Consider the following 20,164-nt stretch of genomic DNA (forward strand, 5'->3'; position numbering starts at 1 on the left):
TGTCAAAACAATGCGAACAAAGATACAATTGTTCATTTGTTTGCGGTCATCAATTTAAAATAATGTCTATGGCATCAACAAAAACCAAGGGGCTATCTTGCAAAAATTAAGCCAGCATTAAGTACTGAAATTGTATGTTTTGGTAGTTACATTACCTCTGTTATCAACCACCTTTACCGTTAGCTCATGTTTACCTTTTTTCAGAAATGGCATGTGCTTAAATGAGCCTGTCAATCGATAGTTCTTGGCATCATATTCAAACAAGGCCCATTGTCCGTTGATGTAACAATCGTAGCTTCTTATGCCGCTAAAACTATCGCTGATAATCAGCTCAATGGTTTTTCGTGCACTGTAGTTATTACCTTCAGGTGCTTTTCGCAGCTTGATGCTGGGGGCAATGGTATCAACAGCCAGTGTAAACTTGCCAAAACTTCTGGTTTCTGTTGACATACGTCCATTCCCCATTTTTCCGCCAAGCGAATATATCTTGTCAGAACCCGATACGCCTGCCACACACAGCTTATCGCTGTATTTCAGCAGTGAGTCGGGAACGGGTATACTAACTTTCATGGAACGATGCAAGGGCGTATAGCGGTCGCCTATGAAATAGACAGGTGCTATCATATTCTGTTTTTCTTCTTTGTGAATAAACAGGTTGGCATCGGTATATAAAGCGTTGGCGGGTATGCTGAGTTCAAATCCTAAAGTATCAAGTGTAAAGGTGCTGTTGTAGCTGACCTGCACCAGCGCTTCTTCTTTGGGTTGGCTGTCAATGTTTAGTGCTTTCTCACCAAGTATGCTAAATTCCAAAACCGATTGGTTACCGGCAAAATCCTCTATCAAATATTTAAAATTCTTTTTGTCACCCTCTTTCAGTTCAGTAGTGTATGTATTCTTTTTACCATATAGCTTAAGGCGGTTATTGGGCTCAACAAAACTTTTCTGAATCACTTTGCCGCTTCTTACTTTCTCGGCATAGTCAATGTGCGAGTTAAGGTAGCGTGTTTCGGCAAAACTAAACTTATCAATCAGAAAGTTGTAAACCAGTGTATCGTTCATAAAGAGATCGATGCTGCGAATGCCGCATTTGCGCCAACTATCGCTAAAGTAGTCAAGTACTTGCACGCCGATACCAATTTTACCATGGGCCGTAAAGGTTTTGGTGCCTTTGGGGTGGAAGCTTTTCTCATAAAAAACGGCAGGTATGTATTTGTCTTTATGCTGTCCATCAATACTTGCATCATCGGCAAGGCAGTACAGTTTCATGCCTTGCACCTGTGGACGTACATCATCCGCAATGTCATCTCTGAAAAACAACGGGTTGATGGGCTTTTGTGTGGCTTGCTCGCGCACTTCATAGTGCAGGTGCGGTCCTCCTGAACTGCCCGAATTACCACTGTAACCAATTATTTCTTCTCGCTCAACCGGCACTTCTTCTGGCTTAAAAAACAGTTCAACCGCAAAGGATTGCTGTTTATACTGTTCGGCCCTGACCAATGAGTCTATTCTATCGGAATAGCGTTCGAGGTGGGCATAAACAGTGGTGTAGCCACCGGCATGGTCGATGTAGATGGCTTTGCCATAGCCATAGGGGGATACTTTGATACGTGAAACATGGCCTTTGTCAGAAGCATATACACGATAGCCCGTTTTTCGATTGGTGGTTAAATCAAGCCCCGAATGAAAATGATTGGAACGCAACTCGCCAAAACTACCACTGACGGATGGTTTAAGTTTCATCGGTTTAGCAAATCGTTCAAAATCCGGTGACTGCGACAGGCTTCCCTGGGCAACCATCGTACATACTAGTAGCAAAGCATACAGCCTCATATCAATCCCTCGTTAGCATTTATAAAATCCATCCAAAAATAGCTTTCTGTACACATAAAAGCAATCAAATGGTGGATGTTTAAAAGGATTTAACGCAACCTATTTCTTAAATTTCCTTCTAAATGGTTAATCAATGTAAAAGCCTTAAAAGTGGCACGGTATTTATAATAATTACAGCAAAATGGAAATTTTTAACATTAAATTTTTATCCCATGAAGAAGTTTAAATTTGGAGTTTTATTGGCCCTGATAGGTTTTATGACCTATAGTTGTTCAGATGATGATGGGTATTCTTTAGGAGATTTTTGGGTAACAACCGGTACGGTAGTAAAGACAACAGATTACTTTTATGTTGTAACTGACGGTGGGGATGATCTTTGGCCGGCTGCTACAAATGTATCGCCAGGTAGTCTGGAAGATGGCATGCGTATACTGGTTAATTACACAATATTAGGAGAAGATCCTGATGGGCAATACGATTATTACGTGAAAGTTAACGGCATCAGCGAGCTGCTAACCAAGCCAATTTTCAACTTTGATGAAACAACATCAGAAGCGGTAAAAGATTCGATTGGTAACGATGCGGTAACAATTACCGATGCCTGGTTTACAGATGACTACCTGAATGTACAGTTTGAGTATGGTGGCGGACCTGGTTATATACATTTTATTAATCTGGTGAAAGATACCGAGGACTTAACAACAGAGAATGGTGAAATTATTCTGGAGCTGAAGCATAACAAAAATGGCGATCCTTATAATTACCTGCAGTGGGGCATAGCTTCAATTGATATTTCGGAAATAAAGCAGGAGGGCCAGAATTCAGTTGATATTTTTGTTCGCAGCCTGGATAAGGAAGGTAACTATCATTACAATAAAGTACTGACGTATAATTATGATCAGCCAGAGATTGAACCATATGCCAAGCAGTTTTCGGACAAGCCAATGGCCGACATGGTGGAGTAACCAATCGATAGAGATATAACATTAAGAAGGTCGCATTCGTTAGTTGATGCGACTTTTTTTGTGCCTAACGAAATCGGTAGTATGCAAATTGACTGTGGCAAAGTGTAGCACCCTCCAATTTTATATGTGTGAAGTGCTGATTGAAAAGATCTCAAAAAAAGATGATTGTGTAAGGTTCTATATACCTTGCTATTGCTGAATTTCGTGAAAAATAATTACATGTTTTCTGTAAAAAAATTTGGTGTATTAAATCCATAATGTCTATATTTGCACCGCATTTGAGAACAATGGTTCACAAACAAAGCAAAATAATGGTCTTGTAGCTTAATTGGATAGAGCACCTGGTTACGGCCCAGGAGGTTAGGGGTTCGAGTCCCTTCAAGATCACAGGAGAGCAGCTAATCAGATGATTAGCTGCTTTTTTTTATTTCTTTTTTGCAAGTCCAATGCTTTCCCAAAGTTTCAAAACTTTGGAAAGGATATTGTTTTGTAGTCTTCTCACTTAGTATTGCTTATTAGAATCAAACCACAACTCCCAACTATGCGAGTGAGCACTGGGCGTGGGTATATCGTATTGCTTATTAGAATCAAACCACAACAGACGAATAAACATAACCGTTACCGCCATTGGTATATCGTATTGCTTATTAGAATCAAACCACAACTTAACCGACCACGGAACCAACCCAACAGAGGGTATATCGTATTGCTTATTAGAATCAAACCACAACAAAAACACCATCATTGTAGCCAATCTGTTTGGTATATCGTATTGCTTATTAGAATCAAACCACAACACTGTCAATCTTTGCTCGTACCATCGAATAGGTATATCGTATTGCTTATTAGAATCAAACCACAACCAAGACGTATGAGGTGTGTGATTATCACAAGGTATATCGTATTGCTTATTAGAATCAAACCACAACACAGGCATTGACAATTTTGAAGGCAGTCTAGGTATATCGTATTGCTTATTAGAATCAAACCACAACCCATATCCAATGGTTAAATTAATAAGCCCAGGTATATCGTATTGCTTATTAGAATCAAACCACAACTTTTCGTAGTAACTCATGATACCTGTTTTTGGTATATCGTATTGCTTATTAGAATCAAACCACAACAGCATCATTAAGCTGCTTTGCACTGCCTAAGGTATATCGTATTGCTTATTAGAATCAAACCACAACATTTAATTATATTATATGAACCAGATTAATGGTATATCGTATTGCTTATTAGAATCAAACCACAACTCGTGGCGTGAATTATACCACAGACGTAAAGGTATATCGTATTGCTTATTAGAATCAAACCACAACATATCCAAGCTTGAAGTTAAAGGGATGAAAGGTATATCGTATTGCTTATTAGAATCAAACCACAACTAAATTTCACCGCTATTATTTTCATATCCCGGTATATCGTATTGCTTATTAGAATCAAACCACAACAGATCCTTGTGATGCATCTAACGGCCATAGGGTATATCGTATTGCTTATTAGAATCAAACCACAACTGGATAAAGACTTTATAAAGGAGTGTCGTTGGTATATCGTATTGCTTATTAGAATCAAACCACAACGTTCTAACGGGATTCTGTTATGAAGCGTAGGGTATATCGTATTGCTTATTAGAATCAAACCACAACTAAAAACAAGGAAGCACCACCGTAGGGTAGGGTATATCGTATTGCTTATTAGAATCAAACCACAACTTATAACCCTTCAACGTCAAATAGGCAATGGGTATATCGTATTGCTTATTAGAATCAAACCACAACCCGTCCCTATTCTTAACAACTTTGACTGCGGTATATCGTATTGCTTATTAGAATCAAACCACAACAATCTTAAATTCAGAGCTTGTGATAGTTGCGGTATATCGTATTGCTTATTAGAATCAAACCACAACCGCGCGCCATACAGCTCGGTATTTACGGTGTATGCAGCGTGTTTTTTATTGCAAAAAATGACACGGAAGTGCGTTTGAAACTAATTATGTGGTGTTTTTTTTCAGGATGTCAAAGAGCGAATGGTAAATGTAGTAAATACCTAACAGGTTTTCAAAACCTGTTAGGTTTAGTTATAAGGTGATAAATATAGCTTAAAATAGTTCCAGCTGTTGAGGTGCTTCTTCCGAAGGCCGGATTTGAGCGCCCCATATGTTGACCATGTTCGAATATTGCTTGTCGGTGATACGCAATATGGTTATCTGGCCCTTGTCGGGCACGCAACCTCTGATGCGCTTTTCGTGCACATCAGCGCTTTCGCCACTGGCGCAATGGCGGGTGTATACGCTCCATTGCATCATCGTAAATCCATCCTTCATCAGGTCTTTACGAAAGCGTGTGGCCAGCTTACGTTCTTTTTTGGTGGTAACGGGGAGATCGAAAAATACAAATAACCACATGATTTTATAGGCGTTTAGTCGGGTATGTTCCATGGTGTGTTGGCTATAAACTTTTCCAAAGTTTTGAACTTTGGAAAAGGTGTCAGAAGGTGGGGTAGGTAATTTTCTTATCATCGCCACTGAAACAGCGGGCCAGTGAGGCGGTGGTCATCGACAGGGCCACCATCAGCGGACGTTTTACTTTGCCAATGCTTACGTCGCAGCTCAGCACCTGCAGCAGGTGGGCTTTGGTAGCTTTTTCGAGGATGAGGTCGTTACAGCCTGACTGCCACAATTCGTAAACGGCCTCATCAACATAGGGGCGATAGGGCTCCATAATGTCATCGGCCAGGCAGTAGGCGTTGTAGCGGTTGCTGTGATGGATGCCCAGGGTGGGCAGCAGACCCGAGCCAACCAAAGCACGAGCCACGGCCGAACGTAGCACAATGTAGCCGTAGTTGAGAAAGTTGTTGGGGGCATCGCCATAGCGGTCGCGTGTAAAGTTACTGCCAAACAGCCGCTGCCAGTAAAGGCGGGCTGCCGTGCCCTCGCGGTTGGTATGGTCATCGGTTTTGACCGAAGCAGCCAATGCGGCCAGGGGACCGCTATCAATACCTTTGCTGTGCAGCAGCGCAGCCTGGTTACTAATCTTGGCCGTAACGGTTTGCTGCCACAGCTGCTTTTTGAGGGGCAGGCTGCTGTTTATCTGCTGGCGAAACAGTTCGTTTTGCAGATGATGCCCATCCAGATTAAGCAGCATGGAGGCAGGCAGGTGCTTATCGTCGCAGATGATAACGGCCACGTTGTACATGTTGAGCTGTTGTAGTGCGGGCATGGTGATGCTTATCTGCGGATGTTGCAATATGGCCATGCCGATGTCTTCGATGGGGACTGTACGTGGCGCATCGCTGTTTTTTTGTGCTACCACCAACTGATTTTGGCAAACCGACAAGTGAGCGGGATTGGTAAAGAAAAGGGTGCGTTTTAGCATGATAAAGAGGTGTTTGGGGTTTTCTCTTTATGCGTTTATGGGGTTGAATTGGTTGGAGGGAGTTGATAAGTGGCTGAAAAAGAGTGATGAGTGGCGGGTTTTTGAAACCTAACAGGTCTTTAAGACCTGTTAGGTGTGTAGGTGTAACTACTCAAAGGTTAGTTCGTTGATTAGGGATAGATTATATTGTTGTTTTTCGAGCATGTACTTCAGGTTCTCAGTATCGCCAAATAGTTCAATAACTTCGGTTCGGCACAGGTGACTTGGTTTAGTTGAAAGTAAACTTTGGTACGATGAGAAACGATAATCAGGTGAGCTGGCCACCTGGTGCTTATCTGGGTTGGTGTTGATATATATAATCAGGTTTTGCAGATACTCTTCATTGGTTATTTCAATGCGCTTAAGATGTTCCTGAAACAGGCTGCCGGTTCGATGGTAGCGTTTGTTGATTGCTTTGGTATAGGCGTTAAAGCAGTTGGCAAAAGGTTGGTGAATGGCAGATTGCCCATCTTGCCAGGAGTCAGGTAGCTTGTGAGCTTCTTTTATCCGGATAACAAAATGGAAATGGTTAGGGAGCAGGCAATAGGAGTATACATTGAGCCACGGGAGCCAATGCTTTTTAATTAGCTTGAGGATGAACCAGTAATTTTCAACATCTAAGAAGAGTGATTCGCGGTTGTTCCCTCTGTTGTACAGGTGGTAGTAACGACCGGGTTCAAATGGTTGGTAGTTCATTGTTGGTGATTTAAGTTATTAAACCGATTAAACCTAACAGGTTTTCGAAACCTGTTAGGTTTGAGCTTTGTTTGGCTATTGTACTGCGCTTACTTCACCACTATGCCCAGCTTTTCAAGCAGCTGTGGGCTGTCGGCCAGCGCCAAGCGGGCAATCGTCTCGTAATCGTTCACCCACTCGGCCAGCTCTTCGAGCTTGGCGTCGCGCAGCTTGGTGGCGTTTTGTGCATCACCTTTTTCGCGCATAATCACATCGGCATAGCTGGCCACGTTGTTAATCAATTGCTGGCCCTGTGTAAGGGCCTCCCGGTCAGTATTGAATTCACTCATTTTTGCCAGCCAGCTGTCGTTGCTCAGCAGGTTGTTATAAAAGGTGTCGCCCTGTAGTATCCAGCCACTTAACGAGGTGGCGCGGCGACCGCTGAGCCTGAGGGCTACCTGGGCTGCTTTGTCGTCCTTTAGCGCTATGCGGGCCACAGCCAAATGTCTCAGGTATACCTTATCCGCCTTCTCACGTTCGGCATTGCGCGTGGCAAAGGCCTGTTCTACCTCACCATACTCCTTTTCAAACTGCTTGCAAAGATTATCTGATTCGTCCAGTAACACTATGCAAGTTTCAAAGCGTTCGGCGGTGTAGCCCATTGTTGCAACGCGCGTCTGAATTTGTTCGTCATTGATGGAGTTGTTGATGCGCAGGCGGCATTGAAATAAAAATTCGGCAACGGTTAATTTTGATTGATTCATGGTAATAAAAATTAAAAGGTTAATAATTGAATGATAGCCATCAGCTACCTGATTGTTTACTTTGATAGGGGAGCGGACTGCTGCCAACCAATGGCAAACTGCTCACTAACGGCGGCGAAATGCTCTTAACGCACGCGAAATGCCTGCTACGGCCGTCGGGTGCTGTTCGCTATCGTCGTTTAGTGTTTCGCGCGCGTCATGCACCTTTTCGCCGTGGTGATGCAGTGTCTCGCCCTCGTATATGCCTGAGTCGCTATGGTACGGAGCAGTTTGCTGGCGTAACGCATCGCTTTGCTTATGGTACGGAGTATTTCGCCGGTGTTGGCTACCTGTTTGTTGGCCGTTGGATCGGTTTCGCCGGTGTGCCATGCAATTTAATTGGCTGCGGCCAGTCTATGACGGTGGGAGATGGGTGTTTTGCATACTTTTAAAGGGGTTGGTTAGTGCTTTGTTTCAATCGCTCGCGTGGCGAGGGGCGCGGTGCCTGGCTCCCCTTTTCCGGTATCGGGTAAAACGAAAAAGGGGAGGTGGTATTAGTTGATGGCTTCGATTTTGCCTAGGGGGCTTATGGTGAAGTCAATATTTTCGATGAGGGCATTGAATTGGTTATGGTTCAATTTTCTTTGGCCTTTGTATTTTTCATCCCTTTTATATTCTCCATCAATTGTTTTTAGTTCGGATGCGGGTGATGCTTCTTGGTGAAATCTTAATACTATAGTCGCATATTCATCAATTTTCCCAGAAGGGCGTTTTATTCGTTGATTACTTAATCCAGCAACCTTATAAAGTCTTCTTTTTATCTGCTCGTTATCTAAGTCCCACACTTCATCGGGCGTATTTTCCCATAAAATAACCATGGTGCCGGTTTTGATATTGGCTTTGTGCTTAAGTTCAAGCTTGCCGTTGGGCTTTGTTTTGGGAATTAAACCTTCGTTCATAGTAATACCTTGTGGCCTTAGCTCTGCTTTAACGGATTGTTTATAGTACCGGGCAGCTGTAAGGTTGTTAATCAACTCAAAGTCCCGTTTTGTCTTTCCTTTAGCATCCAATCCCTCATAAATGGCCATCAGGTAATTACCATCATTCGCTGCGTAGTACTTTTCCTTGTGGGGCCTTGCGGCTTTTGTGCTTTTGTCGCGCTGTGCTTTAATCTCCAGTGGGTTGGTGACTGATGGTTGCAACAGGCGCACTTTATTAATGGGGATGGGTGCTCCGTTTTTATTGGGCATGGCATACAGCTCTTTGCACTGTTGTTCAAGTGCTGCTATCTCGCTTTTGATAGTGGGTTCTTCGTGTTCTTCAGCTTTCTGATATTGTTTCCTCAGCTTCTCAATCTCTTTTAACAGGGGTTTCTCGGCCTTGCGGGCTTCAGTGAGGATGTGCCGCACCTTATCATCTACCACATTTTTCAGGTCGGCATCAGTCAGGTCAGCCACTTTTTTGCGTACTACAAAGCGGGTTACTTCTTCTGTTTCACCTTTTTTGTTTTCAATTTTCTGTTTGATGGCGCCATAAAAGGTGTCTTTATGCAGGCTGCCTCTTACTGAGTCGCCGGTTTGGATGATTGGGTACCCCTTGGCATCTCTTTGGATAACACCTCTTTTTCGCAGTTGCTTTTTGTTTTTCTTCGCCAGGTTATCGGGTGTGTAATGCGATACAAACAGTTCATCTTCGATTTGTTTCACATCCTCGGTGAAAGTTGGCCAGGGCTTGTCAAAATGCGGCTTGTGGGTATGGCCATCCTCGCGCAATCCTTCCCAATCGTGGTAAAACTTAGCCAGTTTATCGTAATTGGCTTTGGTCATGCAGGCTATAGTAATGGCATCTATGCAGTGATGCACGTGGTTAACCCGTGCTTTCTTCTCGTAAATATCCTGCAAGCCCCATGTTTTGCGGAAGTCGGCCACCGTGGTTCCTTTAACGGTAAATACTTTGCCAAAAAGTGTTTGCAGGTACAGGCGTGAGTACTTGGTGATGATGCCAATATCTACCAATTGACTGTTTTTAAAACCACTTGGCACATCCCGCATGGTAAAGCGCTGGTATTTTTCCCGCCAGTAGTCGCGCTCAAGGCTGAACTCGTGACGACGCCGGATGGCATTGTCTTTAGATTCTTTAGTGCCGGCACCCCGGGCATTTTTAACTTCCTTCTGAATTTTCTTGTCGAGGGCTTCGTATTCGTCCTTCCAGTGTTCAATACGTTCTATAAAAACCTCATGGTTAGGAAGCTCAGTAGGTATTTTGTTACGTTTTACGGCGCGGTTAAACTGATTGTCGCATAAGGTGAGGTTAACCTGTGAATTATCAAACGACAGGCTTTGAGGTATCGTGTGTTCAATATCGTATTTGGGGTTAGCGCCTAAAAAGTCATTTAAGCCAATGCTTTGGCCGGTATAAATGCACACATGTTTTTGTTCTTCCCAAAGTTGATATTTCAGAACTTCGCCTTCGGTTGGTTCGGTTGAAATGCCATTGTTGCTAAAGTGCTCTTTTATTTCGGCAATGTATCTTTTCCGGTCGTTTTCGCGCTTACGTTGCCAGCTTTGCAGGGCTTTGCGCTCATTGGCATTCATCAGGTCGCGCGCCATTTCAATATGTATGGTGGTGTTGGAGTCAATGGTGTCGTTCTTTATTAATTCATTAATCACCTTGCGCAACTGGTGCAGGGCTCGCATGGCCATTGGATTGCGCACCGATGAGGTAATAGGGCTTCCCAGGTAGTATTTGCCATCATCACCCTTAATGGCGGGTTTGTATGTTTCTAATGCCGATGGGTGATATAGTTTATCCGCATTAACACTACCGAAGTTGTCTTTCAGAAATTGAATTATACGATCGTCGATACGCTGAACCTGGGCAAATTTTCCTCTGCCCATATTCAGCTGCATCTGCTTTTCTAATAAGTCAAAAGCCTTTGCTTCAATGCGTTGTTGCTTGTCATCGGTAAATGTATTAAACCTATTGATACCATAATACGCCTTAATGCGGTTCAGCATGCTTGTTTTGTAGATGTTTGCAGCCTCTTTACTCCATGTGGCGTCTTCTTCATGGTTGAGTTTAATAATGCCGTTGACGATATCTGTTATTTGCTTTTCTTCGTTTTGTGTTTTAATAATATCGTTTATGGTATGGCGGATGATGGCCTTATTTTCGGCATTGGCCCATATCTCAGTAGGGATAACTTCTTCCATATTGGCCAGAAAAATGGCATGCGAATAGATTAATCCTTGTCGCAGGTATGGCAATACCTTTTTGATGGCTTTGAGGCTAAGGGATGCGAAATCTTGTTTTAGGTGTATTTTAATAAATTCCCTTGTCTGTTCTTCATTCAAATGAAGTTTATTGGTCGCAAACTCAATAAGCTTTTCATCGGAATCAAATGTCATCAGCACATGCCATACGTCATTAATATCTATATTGGATGTTTGATTATCAGTGGCGCGGGTATGCTCTATAGAAAGGTTTTGCCAATTATCACCAAAAAACGATTGAAAGCGGGCTGAGACCGGGCAGCCGCTAACTGTTGTTTTCATGCTGTAGTTAAACAACCAGTCTTCGGGGTTTTTATCCTTTGATTTGTAGTATTTATATTGCTTTTTAGGCGCCAGTTGTTTGGCTATGTCTTCAAAATCAAAGTGCTCTTTGCTCTTGCGGTAGAACAGGTGGCTGATTTTTTCTCGTTCGCTTTCGTTCAGCGGCCTCAGTTTTTCATCTGCCGGAGTTTTAATTTTAATATTATTCAGAAAGCACAGCATTCGGTATTCCTCAAAAAGAGGATGAGAAACGGCGCAACGTGGCTTATTGGTTTCAAACGGGCATTTACCAATCAGTCCCTTTTGCGATTTAAGAGGCCGCTGATAGAAGATGGCGTTTTTTAAGGCCGTAACTTCGTCGTCAGGTAATTGCTGTAAATTGCAGATGTGTATAAACTCATCCAGGTAATGGGCTTCTCTGTGAGTGTAATGGTCACGTATCTTTGCGCCTTTGGTGTATAGCTCATAAAAGTATTGTCCAAGTGTTTTGTTACCCTTTACCTCATTTATTTCATTGATGCCGGTGATAACAGCCCCATTTTCATTCTCCTTTGTGGTTTCCAGTCGGTTGCTTAAGAATCCCCGTCGTTGAGCCATGTGGTAAAATGCACGGCCAAGGGCATGGCGGTTTTCTTCTTGTGTTAAATCTAATTTTTGGGTGGCAGCCTGGTGTCGGTAATAGTAGGGGTTTTTTGTTTGAGCTTTTCTGGTATCTACATCTGTATCATTGTCAGTCATCCACCAATGCCTGAATGCCATGTTACTTGGGTAAATCTTTTTGTAGCGCCAGGCATCCAACTCTTCGGTTGTTAATTTGGGGCAGTAGTTGAATTCGCTAAGCAGCTTGAGCGTGTTAATTTTTCGCAGCTTTCGGCGGTATTTAATGCGTCGTGCACTTCTATAGCCTGTTCTTTCTGCTGCTTTAGAGCTTTCAACACCTTTTTCAATCTTAACACCTTCCTGAAATATTCTAACACCTTTATCAACTGGTTGAAAGGTAATGTTGTCTTCTGTTTCCACCACAGCCCATCCAATGCTGTTGGTGCCAAGGTCAAGTCCGAGTATTTTACTCATTTGTATAGGGGTTTAATTTTGTAAGACATTAGCTGTTGTTCATAAAAATGATTCTAAATATAATAATTAATGAATCACTAACAAATTATGTAGTGGTATATTGGTTTAAGTATTTAATATTAACTAATTGCAAGATTTAATGTGTGGAAATGAAATATTAAGAGAAGTGAGAGCGTTGTTTTGTATGTTAATTATATTTTGCTACATTTGGTGTCAAGAATTTAAAAAATGCTTATTAGATTCTTATCACAATAAGGCAGCTGCTTGTCAGTTGGCCGAAGGAAATTATCCTATACTCCCGCCTCGGTGGGAGTTTTTTTATTTTAGGGAACTTACTTTTTAGCTTACAGAAAATCTTTTCCAAAGTTCAAAACTTTGGAAAAGTGGTATTAGCGCTTCTTATCCAATTGTAGCACGAAAGTTGTTCTTCTTGCACCAGGCATCATCCACTAATTACCTCTAATAATTGCTGCACCCTCGTATGACGTACTCTGGACTACGAACTTCGGACTCTTTCATAACAGAAACGGACCACCCTTTAAACATTATAGGTTTAAAGAAGCGATCCGTCGCAATGTGTTGTTTATAGCTTGTGACTTAGAAAATAAAACCTACACCCAGTTCAAACTGATTTTGTTCTTTCGGGGCATCGGCATAGCGGTTGTTGCGAAACTGGTAGTTAGCTTTAAAAGTCCAGTTTTTCTTGGGGCGAACGTTAAAACCAACTGAAATAATTTCAAGGTCTTTCAGGTCGGCCACCACATCATCCTGACCAATGAGTGGTTGCAGGTTGCTGTCAATTTTCTGGTGTGTGTTCATACCCTCGTAGCGCACAAATATGGGTAGCTTCCAGTCCGATGCTTTGTTGATAAAAGGCATAATATCGTAGCGTCCCTCCAGGTAGTAACCCACTGTTTCGGCTCCCACAATCTCGTTGTTAATCTGGTAAATCTGCTCGGTACCGCTTAGCCATCCTTTTGCATATAAACCAAATAGGGTGAAGCCACCAATGTTGTGGGCTGCTGTTACGGTTAACAGTCCCAGATTAGAGTCCAGTGACTGACCGCTCATAGCGCCTTCGCTAAAGCTGTAACCACCCGAAGCATCGCCGTAGTAACCTGCTATTGACAGCAGGGTGCGGTCTTCGTGGCCATAGCCCAGCTTACCGTTAAAGGCTACGGTTGGCGGCCACTCGGTCCACTCGGTGTAGCGGCCGTTACGTATCCAGGTACCCGATGTAAAGTCCTGTCCGCGCATGCCTTTGGTTATCCCAAACTGGTACTCGGTATCAGGCATCAATTCGCCATAGAACAGCACGCCTTGCTCCAGCCATTGAGAAGGAATAATGGTGCGTTCCACCTCTGGCCTATTTACGGTGTAAAAAGCAATGGGCTCTTCGTTAACATTCACCCAGCCCAGGTTCAACGGATAGTTACCTACTCTCACGTTAAAGTGCTTGTGTAGTAAGTAGTCGAGCGATACTTCTACGTTGGCTTCAAAATGACCTTCGCGTGTGCCGTCGTGCAGGTATTCCATCTGCACCTCCGACATAATAATGAACTTATCGCTTATTTTATAGCCTAAATACACACCTGAGCGGTACAGGTTAGAGTAATACTGTTCTATCTCTTTACTTTCTTTATTACCAACTGTGCCGTCGTAGTTGACATAGTTAACCTCACCAAAGCCACTGATGGTAAAGCGCTGCTCGGCACTAAAAATTTTTGACGATGCATTGGCGAAGCCCGATTGCTTGATGTATTTCAGCTCTGAGATGGCCCCCTTTTTTGAGATAGTATCTTCCGGAGTGGTTGTTTCTTGTGCGTTAGCTTGAAATAAAGCAAGCAGGCCGATAAGTAGTATGTAAATATGTAATTTCATTGTGTTAATTGTTTGTTGTACACTGGTTGTGCCTCTTTTGTAAGCTTTTTTTTTGCTTGATTGTCAATAGAGTAAGCTGGTGCTATTTTATAGCAATACTATAATTGCAACTGCATCTATTGAATGAGTTGAATGAAGATGATTGAAATTGAAGTGGGTACACTGTTTTTGTACAGTGCTTATTAGCCTGCTTTAGGCGGTGGACTGGATATTTTTTGCTCGGGAGATTGATAGCTGCAAGTATATTCGGGGTATGCCATCTGCTGGTGCAATACAAAGAAATTGATTATCATAGGCGTGTTGCAAGCCCATACTTTCAGAGGTTTAACCGGCTTGCTGTCTTCATCATCCATATCGGCAATCTCTATATCATCGTCTATAATCGACAGGGCGAGTTCAATAATACTTTGTATATCATTGTGCTTGTCGGTTATATCAATGCTTTTGCTATGGTAGTTAAGCAGGTTGTTAAACAGCATGCCTATAATCAGCCATAGTCCTAATCGCAGTTTTCTATTTAGATGATGCCTTATCATAGATTACAAATACGGGCATGCCATACCAAATATCGTGCCTTAGTTGGCGTTAAAAGGCAAGTTGTTTAACTACTTTTCTTCCTTTTGCTAATGGCATCAGTCAGTAGCTTGACTGGGAAAACAATACCAATGCCAAACAGCAAACCGGCAAAGAACTCTATAAGGTCAATGTCGAGTGTGATGCCCGGTGTAGCAACTAATATTTCAATTAATATGGAAGCTGTGAGTAATAAAAAAGAAATGAACAGAGTTTGTTTTTTGGTCATTTTAGATGGATTTGGAGTTTGTAAATAGTGTTTTTACAGTTTATTGGTATTTTGTAAGCCAATTTAATAAAAGCATATTTACTTAATCCTGATTCAATCTAAAAATAGCAGAAAACAAAGAAGGCATCAGGTAAATAGATGCACCACACTTGATTTTAATTATTAATCGCTATGTATAAAAACAAAATACAGTCTCTGGTTTTTATATGGTAAGACAAATAATTCACAGCACATTCTAAACCTTATATAAATGTCAAAAACTTGCTATCATTGCGGAAGTCCCTCTCAATCGTGGGTGCGGCATGACGATAAAGATTTCTGTTGCGAAGGCTGCGTGATGGTATATGATATACTGAAAGAGAATGATATGGGGGCGTATTATGATATTGAAAATGCGCCCGGTATCCGCAATAAGAAGGTCTCTGTTGACTATTACGATTACCTGGATCAGGAAGATATTAAGCGTTCGGTACTTGATTTTTATGATGGTTCAATTGGGCGTATCAAGCTATATATTCCGGCTATTCATTGTAGTTCATGTATCTGGTTAATAGAAAACCTTCACCGCCTGCATAGAGGCGTTATTCAATCGACAGTTAATTTCAACAGGCGCGAGGCTGCCATCACCTTTAATGAAGAGGAAATTAAGCTAAGCGAACTAATGACTTTGCTTGCATCCATCAATTACAAGCCACATATTAAAACCGAGGAACAAAAGAAATCAGCTAAACGTAGTAAGCAGCTTTTGATTAAATTAGGAATTGCCGGGTTTATTTTTGGTAATGTGATGCTGCTCAGTTTTCCTGATTACCTGTCTGAAGATATTACATTAAATCCCGAAATAATAGCCTGGTTTAAATGGATCAGCGTGCTATTATCCATCCCGGCCATGTTTTATTCAGGTAATGAGTATTTTATTGCAGCCTGGAAAAATATAAAGAGAGGCATTGTATCCATTGATATGCCCATTGCTATTGGTATAACCGCTATTTTTGTGCGTAGTTTATTTGAGATAATCACCAATTCAGGGTCAGGTTATCTTGATTCTCTCACCGGCCTGGTGTTCTTTCTGTTGATTGGCAAATGGTATCAGGCCAAAACCTACGAAGCACTAAGTTTTGATAACGACTACAGCTCTTATTTTCCACTAGGTATAACCCGCATAGTTAATAATAATGAGGAAATTGTGCCGATAAGTGAACTGCAGAGTGGTGATACAATACAGGTACGAAATGGTGAAATTATTCCGGCTGATGCGAGTTTATTATCCATTGGTGCATCCGTCGATTATAGTTTTATTACAGGCGAATCGGTACCTGTCAGGAAAGAAAAAGGTGATTTAATTTATGCCGGAGGGCGTGTGCTTGGCAATGCCCTGTTGCTTGAAGTGCAAAAGAAGGTAGAGACTGGCTACCTGGCAGAACTGTGGAAGGAACGTAGCGCGACTAATGAGAAAGAATCGATGATTTCTCACACACTAAATGTAGTTAGTAAGTACTTTACCATTGTTATTATTTTAATTAGTACGCTAACTGGTTTGTATTGGGCATTTGTTGATGGCTCAAAGGCTGTGATGGCCTTTACTTCTGTATTGATTATTGCATGTCCCTGTGCCTTGGCTTTATCCGTCCCATTTGCATTTGGTCATGCCGGTCGTATTTTGGGTAAGAACCATTTATACCTTAAACTGACAGCTATTATTGAAAAGCTGACCAAAGTGGATGCCATTGTATTTGATAAGACAGGTACATTGACCGATCCTGAGCATTTTGAGGTTGAATTTAAAGGTGATATGCCGGATCGTTATATGCAGTCTATGATAAAGTCGCTGGCACATCAGTCGCGACACCCATTGAGCCGTGCGCTGGCAAAGCATCTGGAAAAGGCCGATACCTTTGAGGTATTCGATTTTGAAGAGCAGGAAGGAGCAGGTGTGGAGGCTCAAATAATGAATCATCAGGTGAAGCTGGGCTCAGCTCAGTATGTGCAGGCCGAAAACCAATCGGGTAATCAATCAGCCCAGGTTTATGTGCGCATTGATGAACGAGTGATTGGTTATTACACCATCAAAAACTATTACCGTCCTGATTGGCAAAAGATGTTGCAAACTGTTCAGCAATATACCGATGTGCATATTCTCTCGGGCGATAACGATGCCGAGCAGGAAGCACTGAATGCCATTGTGCAGGATGCGGATAAAATACACTTCTTTCAAACTCCTAAGGACAAGCAGGCTTATGTGCAAGCGCTAAAAGCGCAAGGTAAAACTGTGATGATGGTAGGGGACGGCCTTAATGATGTAGGTGCTTTAAAAGAGGCTCATGTGGGTATCGCCGTGGCTGATGATGTGCATCAGTTCTCACCATCGAGCGATGCTATTATTAGTGCAGGAGAACTCAAGTATCTGCCACGTTTTATCAGCTTCTCCAGAGCATCACTTAAAATAGTATATGCTTCTATCATCATCTCATTTCTATATAATGTTGTAGGGTTGTCATTTGCAGTATCCGGTCAGTTAAGCCCGCTTTTTGCAGCAATATTAATGCCTTTAAGTAGTGTTTCGGTGGTGGTGTACACCAGTGTGAGTGTTATGATGGCTGGCAAACGGCGTGGTTTATGATGTTTAGGAATTAATTTCTTAATGTTTGCGATTGACTGTGAGTTAAATAGCTTAATGTTGCTAAAAAAATTAATAAATGTTAAACAATCGTATTGAGCTGATTGTCTTTAAAGGCGACAAAAGTTAAAGAATTAAATGAATAATAAGACCTTTAAATCTTAATTAATTTTCTACTTTTGCTTTGCATTTAGAATAATAACGCATGGAAATAATTATCTTACTTGTAGTTGCCAGCTTATGTGTAGCGCTGATATTTCTGGGCTTGTTTGTGTGGGCGGTAAAATCGGGGCAATACGATGACGATTATTCACCATCGGTGCGTATATTGTTCGATCAACAGGAAGAGAAAAAAGAATCTAATAGTAAAATCCAAAATCTCAGTAAAGTTGGCAAGCAGGCAAAGGCTTGATGACCTTCTTCTGAATATTGAAAAATGTTGAACACATGAAGCAAGAGACGTTTTATTACGACAATAAAATTGTCAAATATTTTATGTATGCCACCATTATTTGGGGATTGGTAGGTATGGCAGCCGGGGTATTGGCGGCACTACAAATGGCAATGCCAATCTTTAACTTTGAGTTGGAATACACAACCTTTGGTAGGGTAAGACCCATTCATACCAATGCAGCCATTTTCGCTTTTGTAGGAAATGGTATTTTTATGGGAGTTTACTTCTCCATGCAGCGATTGCTTAAAACACGCATGTATAGTGATGTTTTAAGCTATTTGCATTTTTGGGGGTGGCAGTTGATCATTGTATTGGCAGCCCTCACACTGGCTTTAGGCTTTACTACCGGTAAAGAGTATGCCGAGTTGGAGTGGCCAATTGATATTTTAATTGCTGTCATCTGGTTAGTTTTTGGCTGGAACATGTTCGGTACCATTATGAAGCGAAGGGTGAAGCACCTGTATGTAGCTATCTGGTTTTACCTGGCTACCTTCATAACAGTTACCTTGTTGCATGTGGTCAATTCGGTGGAGTTACCAGTTACTCTAACAAAGAGCTATTCCTGGTATGCCGGTGTGCAGGATGCTTTGGTGCAATGGTGGTATGGTCATAATGCGGTGGCATTCTTCCTGACGACGCCATACCTTGGCTTGATGTATTATTATATACCAAAAGCCTCTAATCGCCCGGTTTATTCCTACCGATTATCAATCGTGCACTTCTGGTCGTTTCTGTTCATCTACATATGGGCCGGTCCGCACCACTTGTTATATACAGCTTTACCCGATTGGGCACAGTCACTGGGTACGGTCTTTTCCATTATGCTGCTGGCCCCGTCATGGGGAGGTATGTTAAATGGCCTTCTGACCCTCAGAGGAGCCTGGGATAAAGTGCGCGAGAGCGCCACACTGAAGTTCCTGGTGGTAGCAGTTACCTGTTACGGTATGGCTACTTTCGAAGGCCCGATGTTATCACTTAAAAGTGTGAATGCCATCAGTCACTTTACTGACTGGACGGTAGCTCACGTTCATATCGGAACACTAGGCTGGAATGGTTTCCTGACGTTTGGTGTGTTATACTGGTTAGTGCCTCAAATATTTAAAACCAAATTATACTCCGAAAAACTGGCTGGTGCGCACTTCTGGATTGGCACAATAGGTATTCTGTTTTATGCCATACCAATGTATTGGGCCGGATTTACACAGAGTTTGATGTGGAAAGAGTTCACTGAAGAAGGCTTGTTGGCATATCCTAACTTTCTGGAGACAGTAACACAGATTCGTCCGATGTACTACATGCGTGCCTTTGGTGGTTTAATATACTTATTGGGTGCTGTGCTAATGGGTTATAACCTGTTTAAGACAGCTGCTCTGGGAAAAGTGACAGCCAACGAAGAAGCAACGGCAGTAGTTGAGGATATCCATAAGGGTAAGAAAGGTGAGAAAGCGCATGGTTGGTTAGAGCGTAAGCCTGTTCAGTTTATGGTGATTTCACTGATTACTGTTTTAATAGGAACTTTTATCGAATTGATTCCAACTTTCCTGATTAAGTCGAATGTGCCAACAATTGCCAGTGTGCAGCCATATACGCCATTAGAACTGGAAGGCCGTGATATTTATCTGCGCGAAGGTTGTTACAACTGTCACTCGCAAATGATTCGTCCGTTCCGTTCTGAGACAGAGCGCTATGGAGAATATTCGAAAGCTGGAGAGTTTGTGTATGATCATCCGTTCCAGTGGGGCTCTAAGCGTACTGGTCCGGATTTGGCCCGCGAAGGTGTGATGACTGGCAAAATCTATAAACCGGATGCATGGCATTATCAGCACATGCTTGATCCGCAAAAGCTGAATGAAAACTCAATTATGCCTAAATATCCATGGCTAATAGAAGATGATCTGGATGTGTCTGATTTGCCAGCTAAGATTAGGGCCATGCAAACACTTGGTGTGCCTTATCCCGAAGGATATGATGAAATGGCTTTAGAAGATTATTATAAGCAGGCCGATAAGATTGTGAACAACCTGAAAGTGGCTGGCATTGAGTCATCACGTGACAAAGAGATAATTGCTTTAATTGCCTACTTACAGCGTTTGGGTACGGATATTTATAAAACAGCACCAGAAACTGTTACTGAATAAAGGAGG

Annotated in this window: 13 protein-coding genes, 1 tRNA gene and 1 CRISPR repeat array; of the genes, 5 read left to right on the forward strand and 9 right to left on the reverse strand. The window is 42.2% G+C overall.

The genetic code is table 11. The features are described 5' to 3' along the window. Positions 1–117: 117 nt before the first annotated feature. Complete coding sequence (locus KDU71_RS07820; RefSeq protein ID WP_212189369.1) at positions 118–1,740, reverse strand: M23 family metallopeptidase; 1,623 nt, start codon at positions 1,738–1,740, stop codon at positions 118–120. A gap of 302 nt (positions 1,741–2,042) precedes the next feature. On the opposite strand from KDU71_RS07820, the gene KDU71_RS07825 reads away from it, so the two are divergent. Both KDU71_RS07825 and KDU71_RS07830 read left to right on the forward strand, forming a co-directional pair. Beyond that, complete coding sequence (locus tag KDU71_RS07825; RefSeq protein ID WP_212189370.1) at positions 2,043–2,795, forward strand: NigD1/NigD2 family lipoprotein; 753 nt, start codon at positions 2,043–2,045, stop codon at positions 2,793–2,795. A 313-nt stretch (positions 2,796–3,108) separates the two neighbouring features. Further along, positions 3,109–3,182: transfer RNA gene (locus KDU71_RS07830), tRNA-Arg, on the forward strand. Between the two features lie 110 nt (positions 3,183–3,292). Further along, positions 3,293–4,713: direct repeats of the CRISPR family, unit length 36 nt; unit sequence GGTATATCGTATTGCTTATTAGAATCAAACCACAAC. 192 nt (positions 4,714–4,905) lie between these two features. Here the strand turns inward: KDU71_RS07830 and cas2 are convergent. The 8 genes from cas2 to KDU71_RS07870 all read right to left on the reverse strand — a co-directional run bounded on the left by cas2 (position 4,906) and on the right by KDU71_RS07870 (position 14,949). Next, complete coding sequence (cas2, locus tag KDU71_RS07835) at positions 4,906–5,244, reverse strand: CRISPR-associated endonuclease Cas2 (RefSeq protein WP_212189371.1); 339 nt, start codon at positions 5,242–5,244, stop codon at positions 4,906–4,908. A 49-nt stretch (positions 5,245–5,293) separates the two neighbouring features. Beyond that, positions 5,294–6,181, reverse strand: a complete 888-nt coding sequence (gene cas1, locus KDU71_RS07840) for a type II CRISPR-associated endonuclease Cas1 (RefSeq protein WP_212189372.1) — start codon at positions 6,179–6,181, stop codon at positions 5,294–5,296. Between the two features lie 147 nt (positions 6,182–6,328). Then, positions 6,329–6,916: a transposase gene (locus tag KDU71_RS07845; RefSeq protein ID WP_212189373.1), complete on the reverse strand. Its 588-nt coding sequence runs from the start codon at positions 6,914–6,916 to the stop codon at positions 6,329–6,331. Positions 6,917–7,005: 89 nt separating this feature from the next. Next, a complete protein-coding gene (locus KDU71_RS07850) occupies positions 7,006–7,746 on the reverse strand; it encodes a hypothetical protein (RefSeq protein ID WP_212189374.1) in 741 nt (246 codons plus the stop codon). A 446-nt stretch (positions 7,747–8,192) separates the two neighbouring features. Further along, positions 8,193–12,266 (reverse strand): type II CRISPR RNA-guided endonuclease Cas9, encoded by a 4,074-nt coding sequence (gene cas9 / locus KDU71_RS07855; protein WP_212189375.1) that lies wholly within the window; start codon positions 12,264–12,266, stop codon positions 8,193–8,195. Positions 12,267–12,863: 597 nt separating this feature from the next. Then, entirely contained in the window at positions 12,864–14,147 is a 1,284-nt protein-coding gene (locus KDU71_RS07860) for a hypothetical protein (RefSeq protein ID WP_212189376.1), read from the reverse strand. A 182-nt stretch (positions 14,148–14,329) separates the two neighbouring features. Then, positions 14,330–14,683: a hypothetical protein gene (locus KDU71_RS07865; RefSeq protein WP_212189377.1), complete on the reverse strand. Its 354-nt coding sequence runs from the start codon at positions 14,681–14,683 to the stop codon at positions 14,330–14,332. A gap of 65 nt (positions 14,684–14,748) precedes the next feature. Next, positions 14,749–14,949 (reverse strand): hypothetical protein, encoded by a 201-nt coding sequence (locus KDU71_RS07870; protein WP_212189378.1) that lies wholly within the window; start codon positions 14,947–14,949, stop codon positions 14,749–14,751. A gap of 250 nt (positions 14,950–15,199) precedes the next feature. Here KDU71_RS07870 and KDU71_RS07875 point away from each other — a divergent pair, with 250 nt between their 5' ends. The 3 genes from KDU71_RS07875 to ccoN all read left to right on the forward strand — a co-directional run bounded on the left by KDU71_RS07875 (position 15,200) and on the right by ccoN (position 20,158). After that, entirely contained in the window at positions 15,200–17,569 is a 2,370-nt protein-coding gene (locus KDU71_RS07875) for a heavy metal translocating P-type ATPase (protein WP_212189379.1), read from the forward strand. A 202-nt stretch (positions 17,570–17,771) separates the two neighbouring features. After that, positions 17,772–17,978: a cbb3-type cytochrome oxidase assembly protein CcoS gene (ccoS, locus tag KDU71_RS07880; protein WP_212189380.1), complete on the forward strand. Its 207-nt coding sequence runs from the start codon at positions 17,772–17,774 to the stop codon at positions 17,976–17,978. Between the two features lie 35 nt (positions 17,979–18,013). Beyond that, positions 18,014–20,158, forward strand: coding sequence for a cytochrome-c oxidase, cbb3-type subunit I (gene ccoN / locus KDU71_RS07885; protein ID WP_212189381.1), 2,145 nt, complete (start codon positions 18,014–18,016; stop codon positions 20,156–20,158). Positions 20,159–20,164: the final 6 nt, after the last annotated feature.

The organism is Carboxylicivirga sediminis, from assembly GCF_018156225.1.
GTDB classification, from domain to species: domain Bacteria; phylum Bacteroidota; class Bacteroidia; order Bacteroidales; family Marinilabiliaceae; genus Carboxylicivirga; species Carboxylicivirga sediminis.

Bases quoted from the DNA above. Each gene is read 5' to 3' on its own strand.
- cas1 (WP_212189372.1), bottom strand. From the start codon at position 6,181: ATGCTAAAACGCACCCTTTTCTTTACCAATCCCGCTCACTTGTCGGTT.
- cas9 (WP_212189375.1), bottom strand. From the start codon at position 12,266: ATGAGTAAAATACTCGGACTTGACCTTGGCACCAACAGCATTGGATGG.
- ccoN (WP_212189381.1), top strand. From the start codon at position 18,014: ATGAAGCAAGAGACGTTTTATTACGACAATAAAATTGTCAAATATTTT.
- KDU71_RS07820 (WP_212189369.1), bottom strand. From the start codon at position 1,740: ATGAAACTTAAACCATCCGTCAGTGGTAGTTTTGGCGAGTTGCGTTCC.
- KDU71_RS07825 (WP_212189370.1), top strand. From the start codon at position 2,043: ATGAAGAAGTTTAAATTTGGAGTTTTATTGGCCCTGATAGGTTTTATG.
- KDU71_RS07875 (WP_212189379.1), top strand. From the start codon at position 15,200: ATGTCAAAAACTTGCTATCATTGCGGAAGTCCCTCTCAATCGTGGGTG.
- KDU71_RS07860 (WP_212189376.1), bottom strand. From the start codon at position 14,147: ATGAAATTACATATTTACATACTACTTATCGGCCTGCTTGCTTTATTT.
- KDU71_RS07865 (WP_212189377.1), bottom strand. From the start codon at position 14,683: ATGATAAGGCATCATCTAAATAGAAAACTGCGATTAGGACTATGGCTG.
- ccoS (WP_212189380.1), top strand. From the start codon at position 17,772: ATGGAAATAATTATCTTACTTGTAGTTGCCAGCTTATGTGTAGCGCTG.
- KDU71_RS07870 (WP_212189378.1), bottom strand. From the start codon at position 14,949: ATGACCAAAAAACAAACTCTGTTCATTTCTTTTTTATTACTCACAGCT.
- KDU71_RS07845 (WP_212189373.1), bottom strand. From the start codon at position 6,916: ATGAACTACCAACCATTTGAACCCGGTCGTTACTACCACCTGTACAAC.
- cas2 (WP_212189371.1), bottom strand. From the start codon at position 5,244: ATGGAACATACCCGACTAAACGCCTATAAAATCATGTGGTTATTTGTA.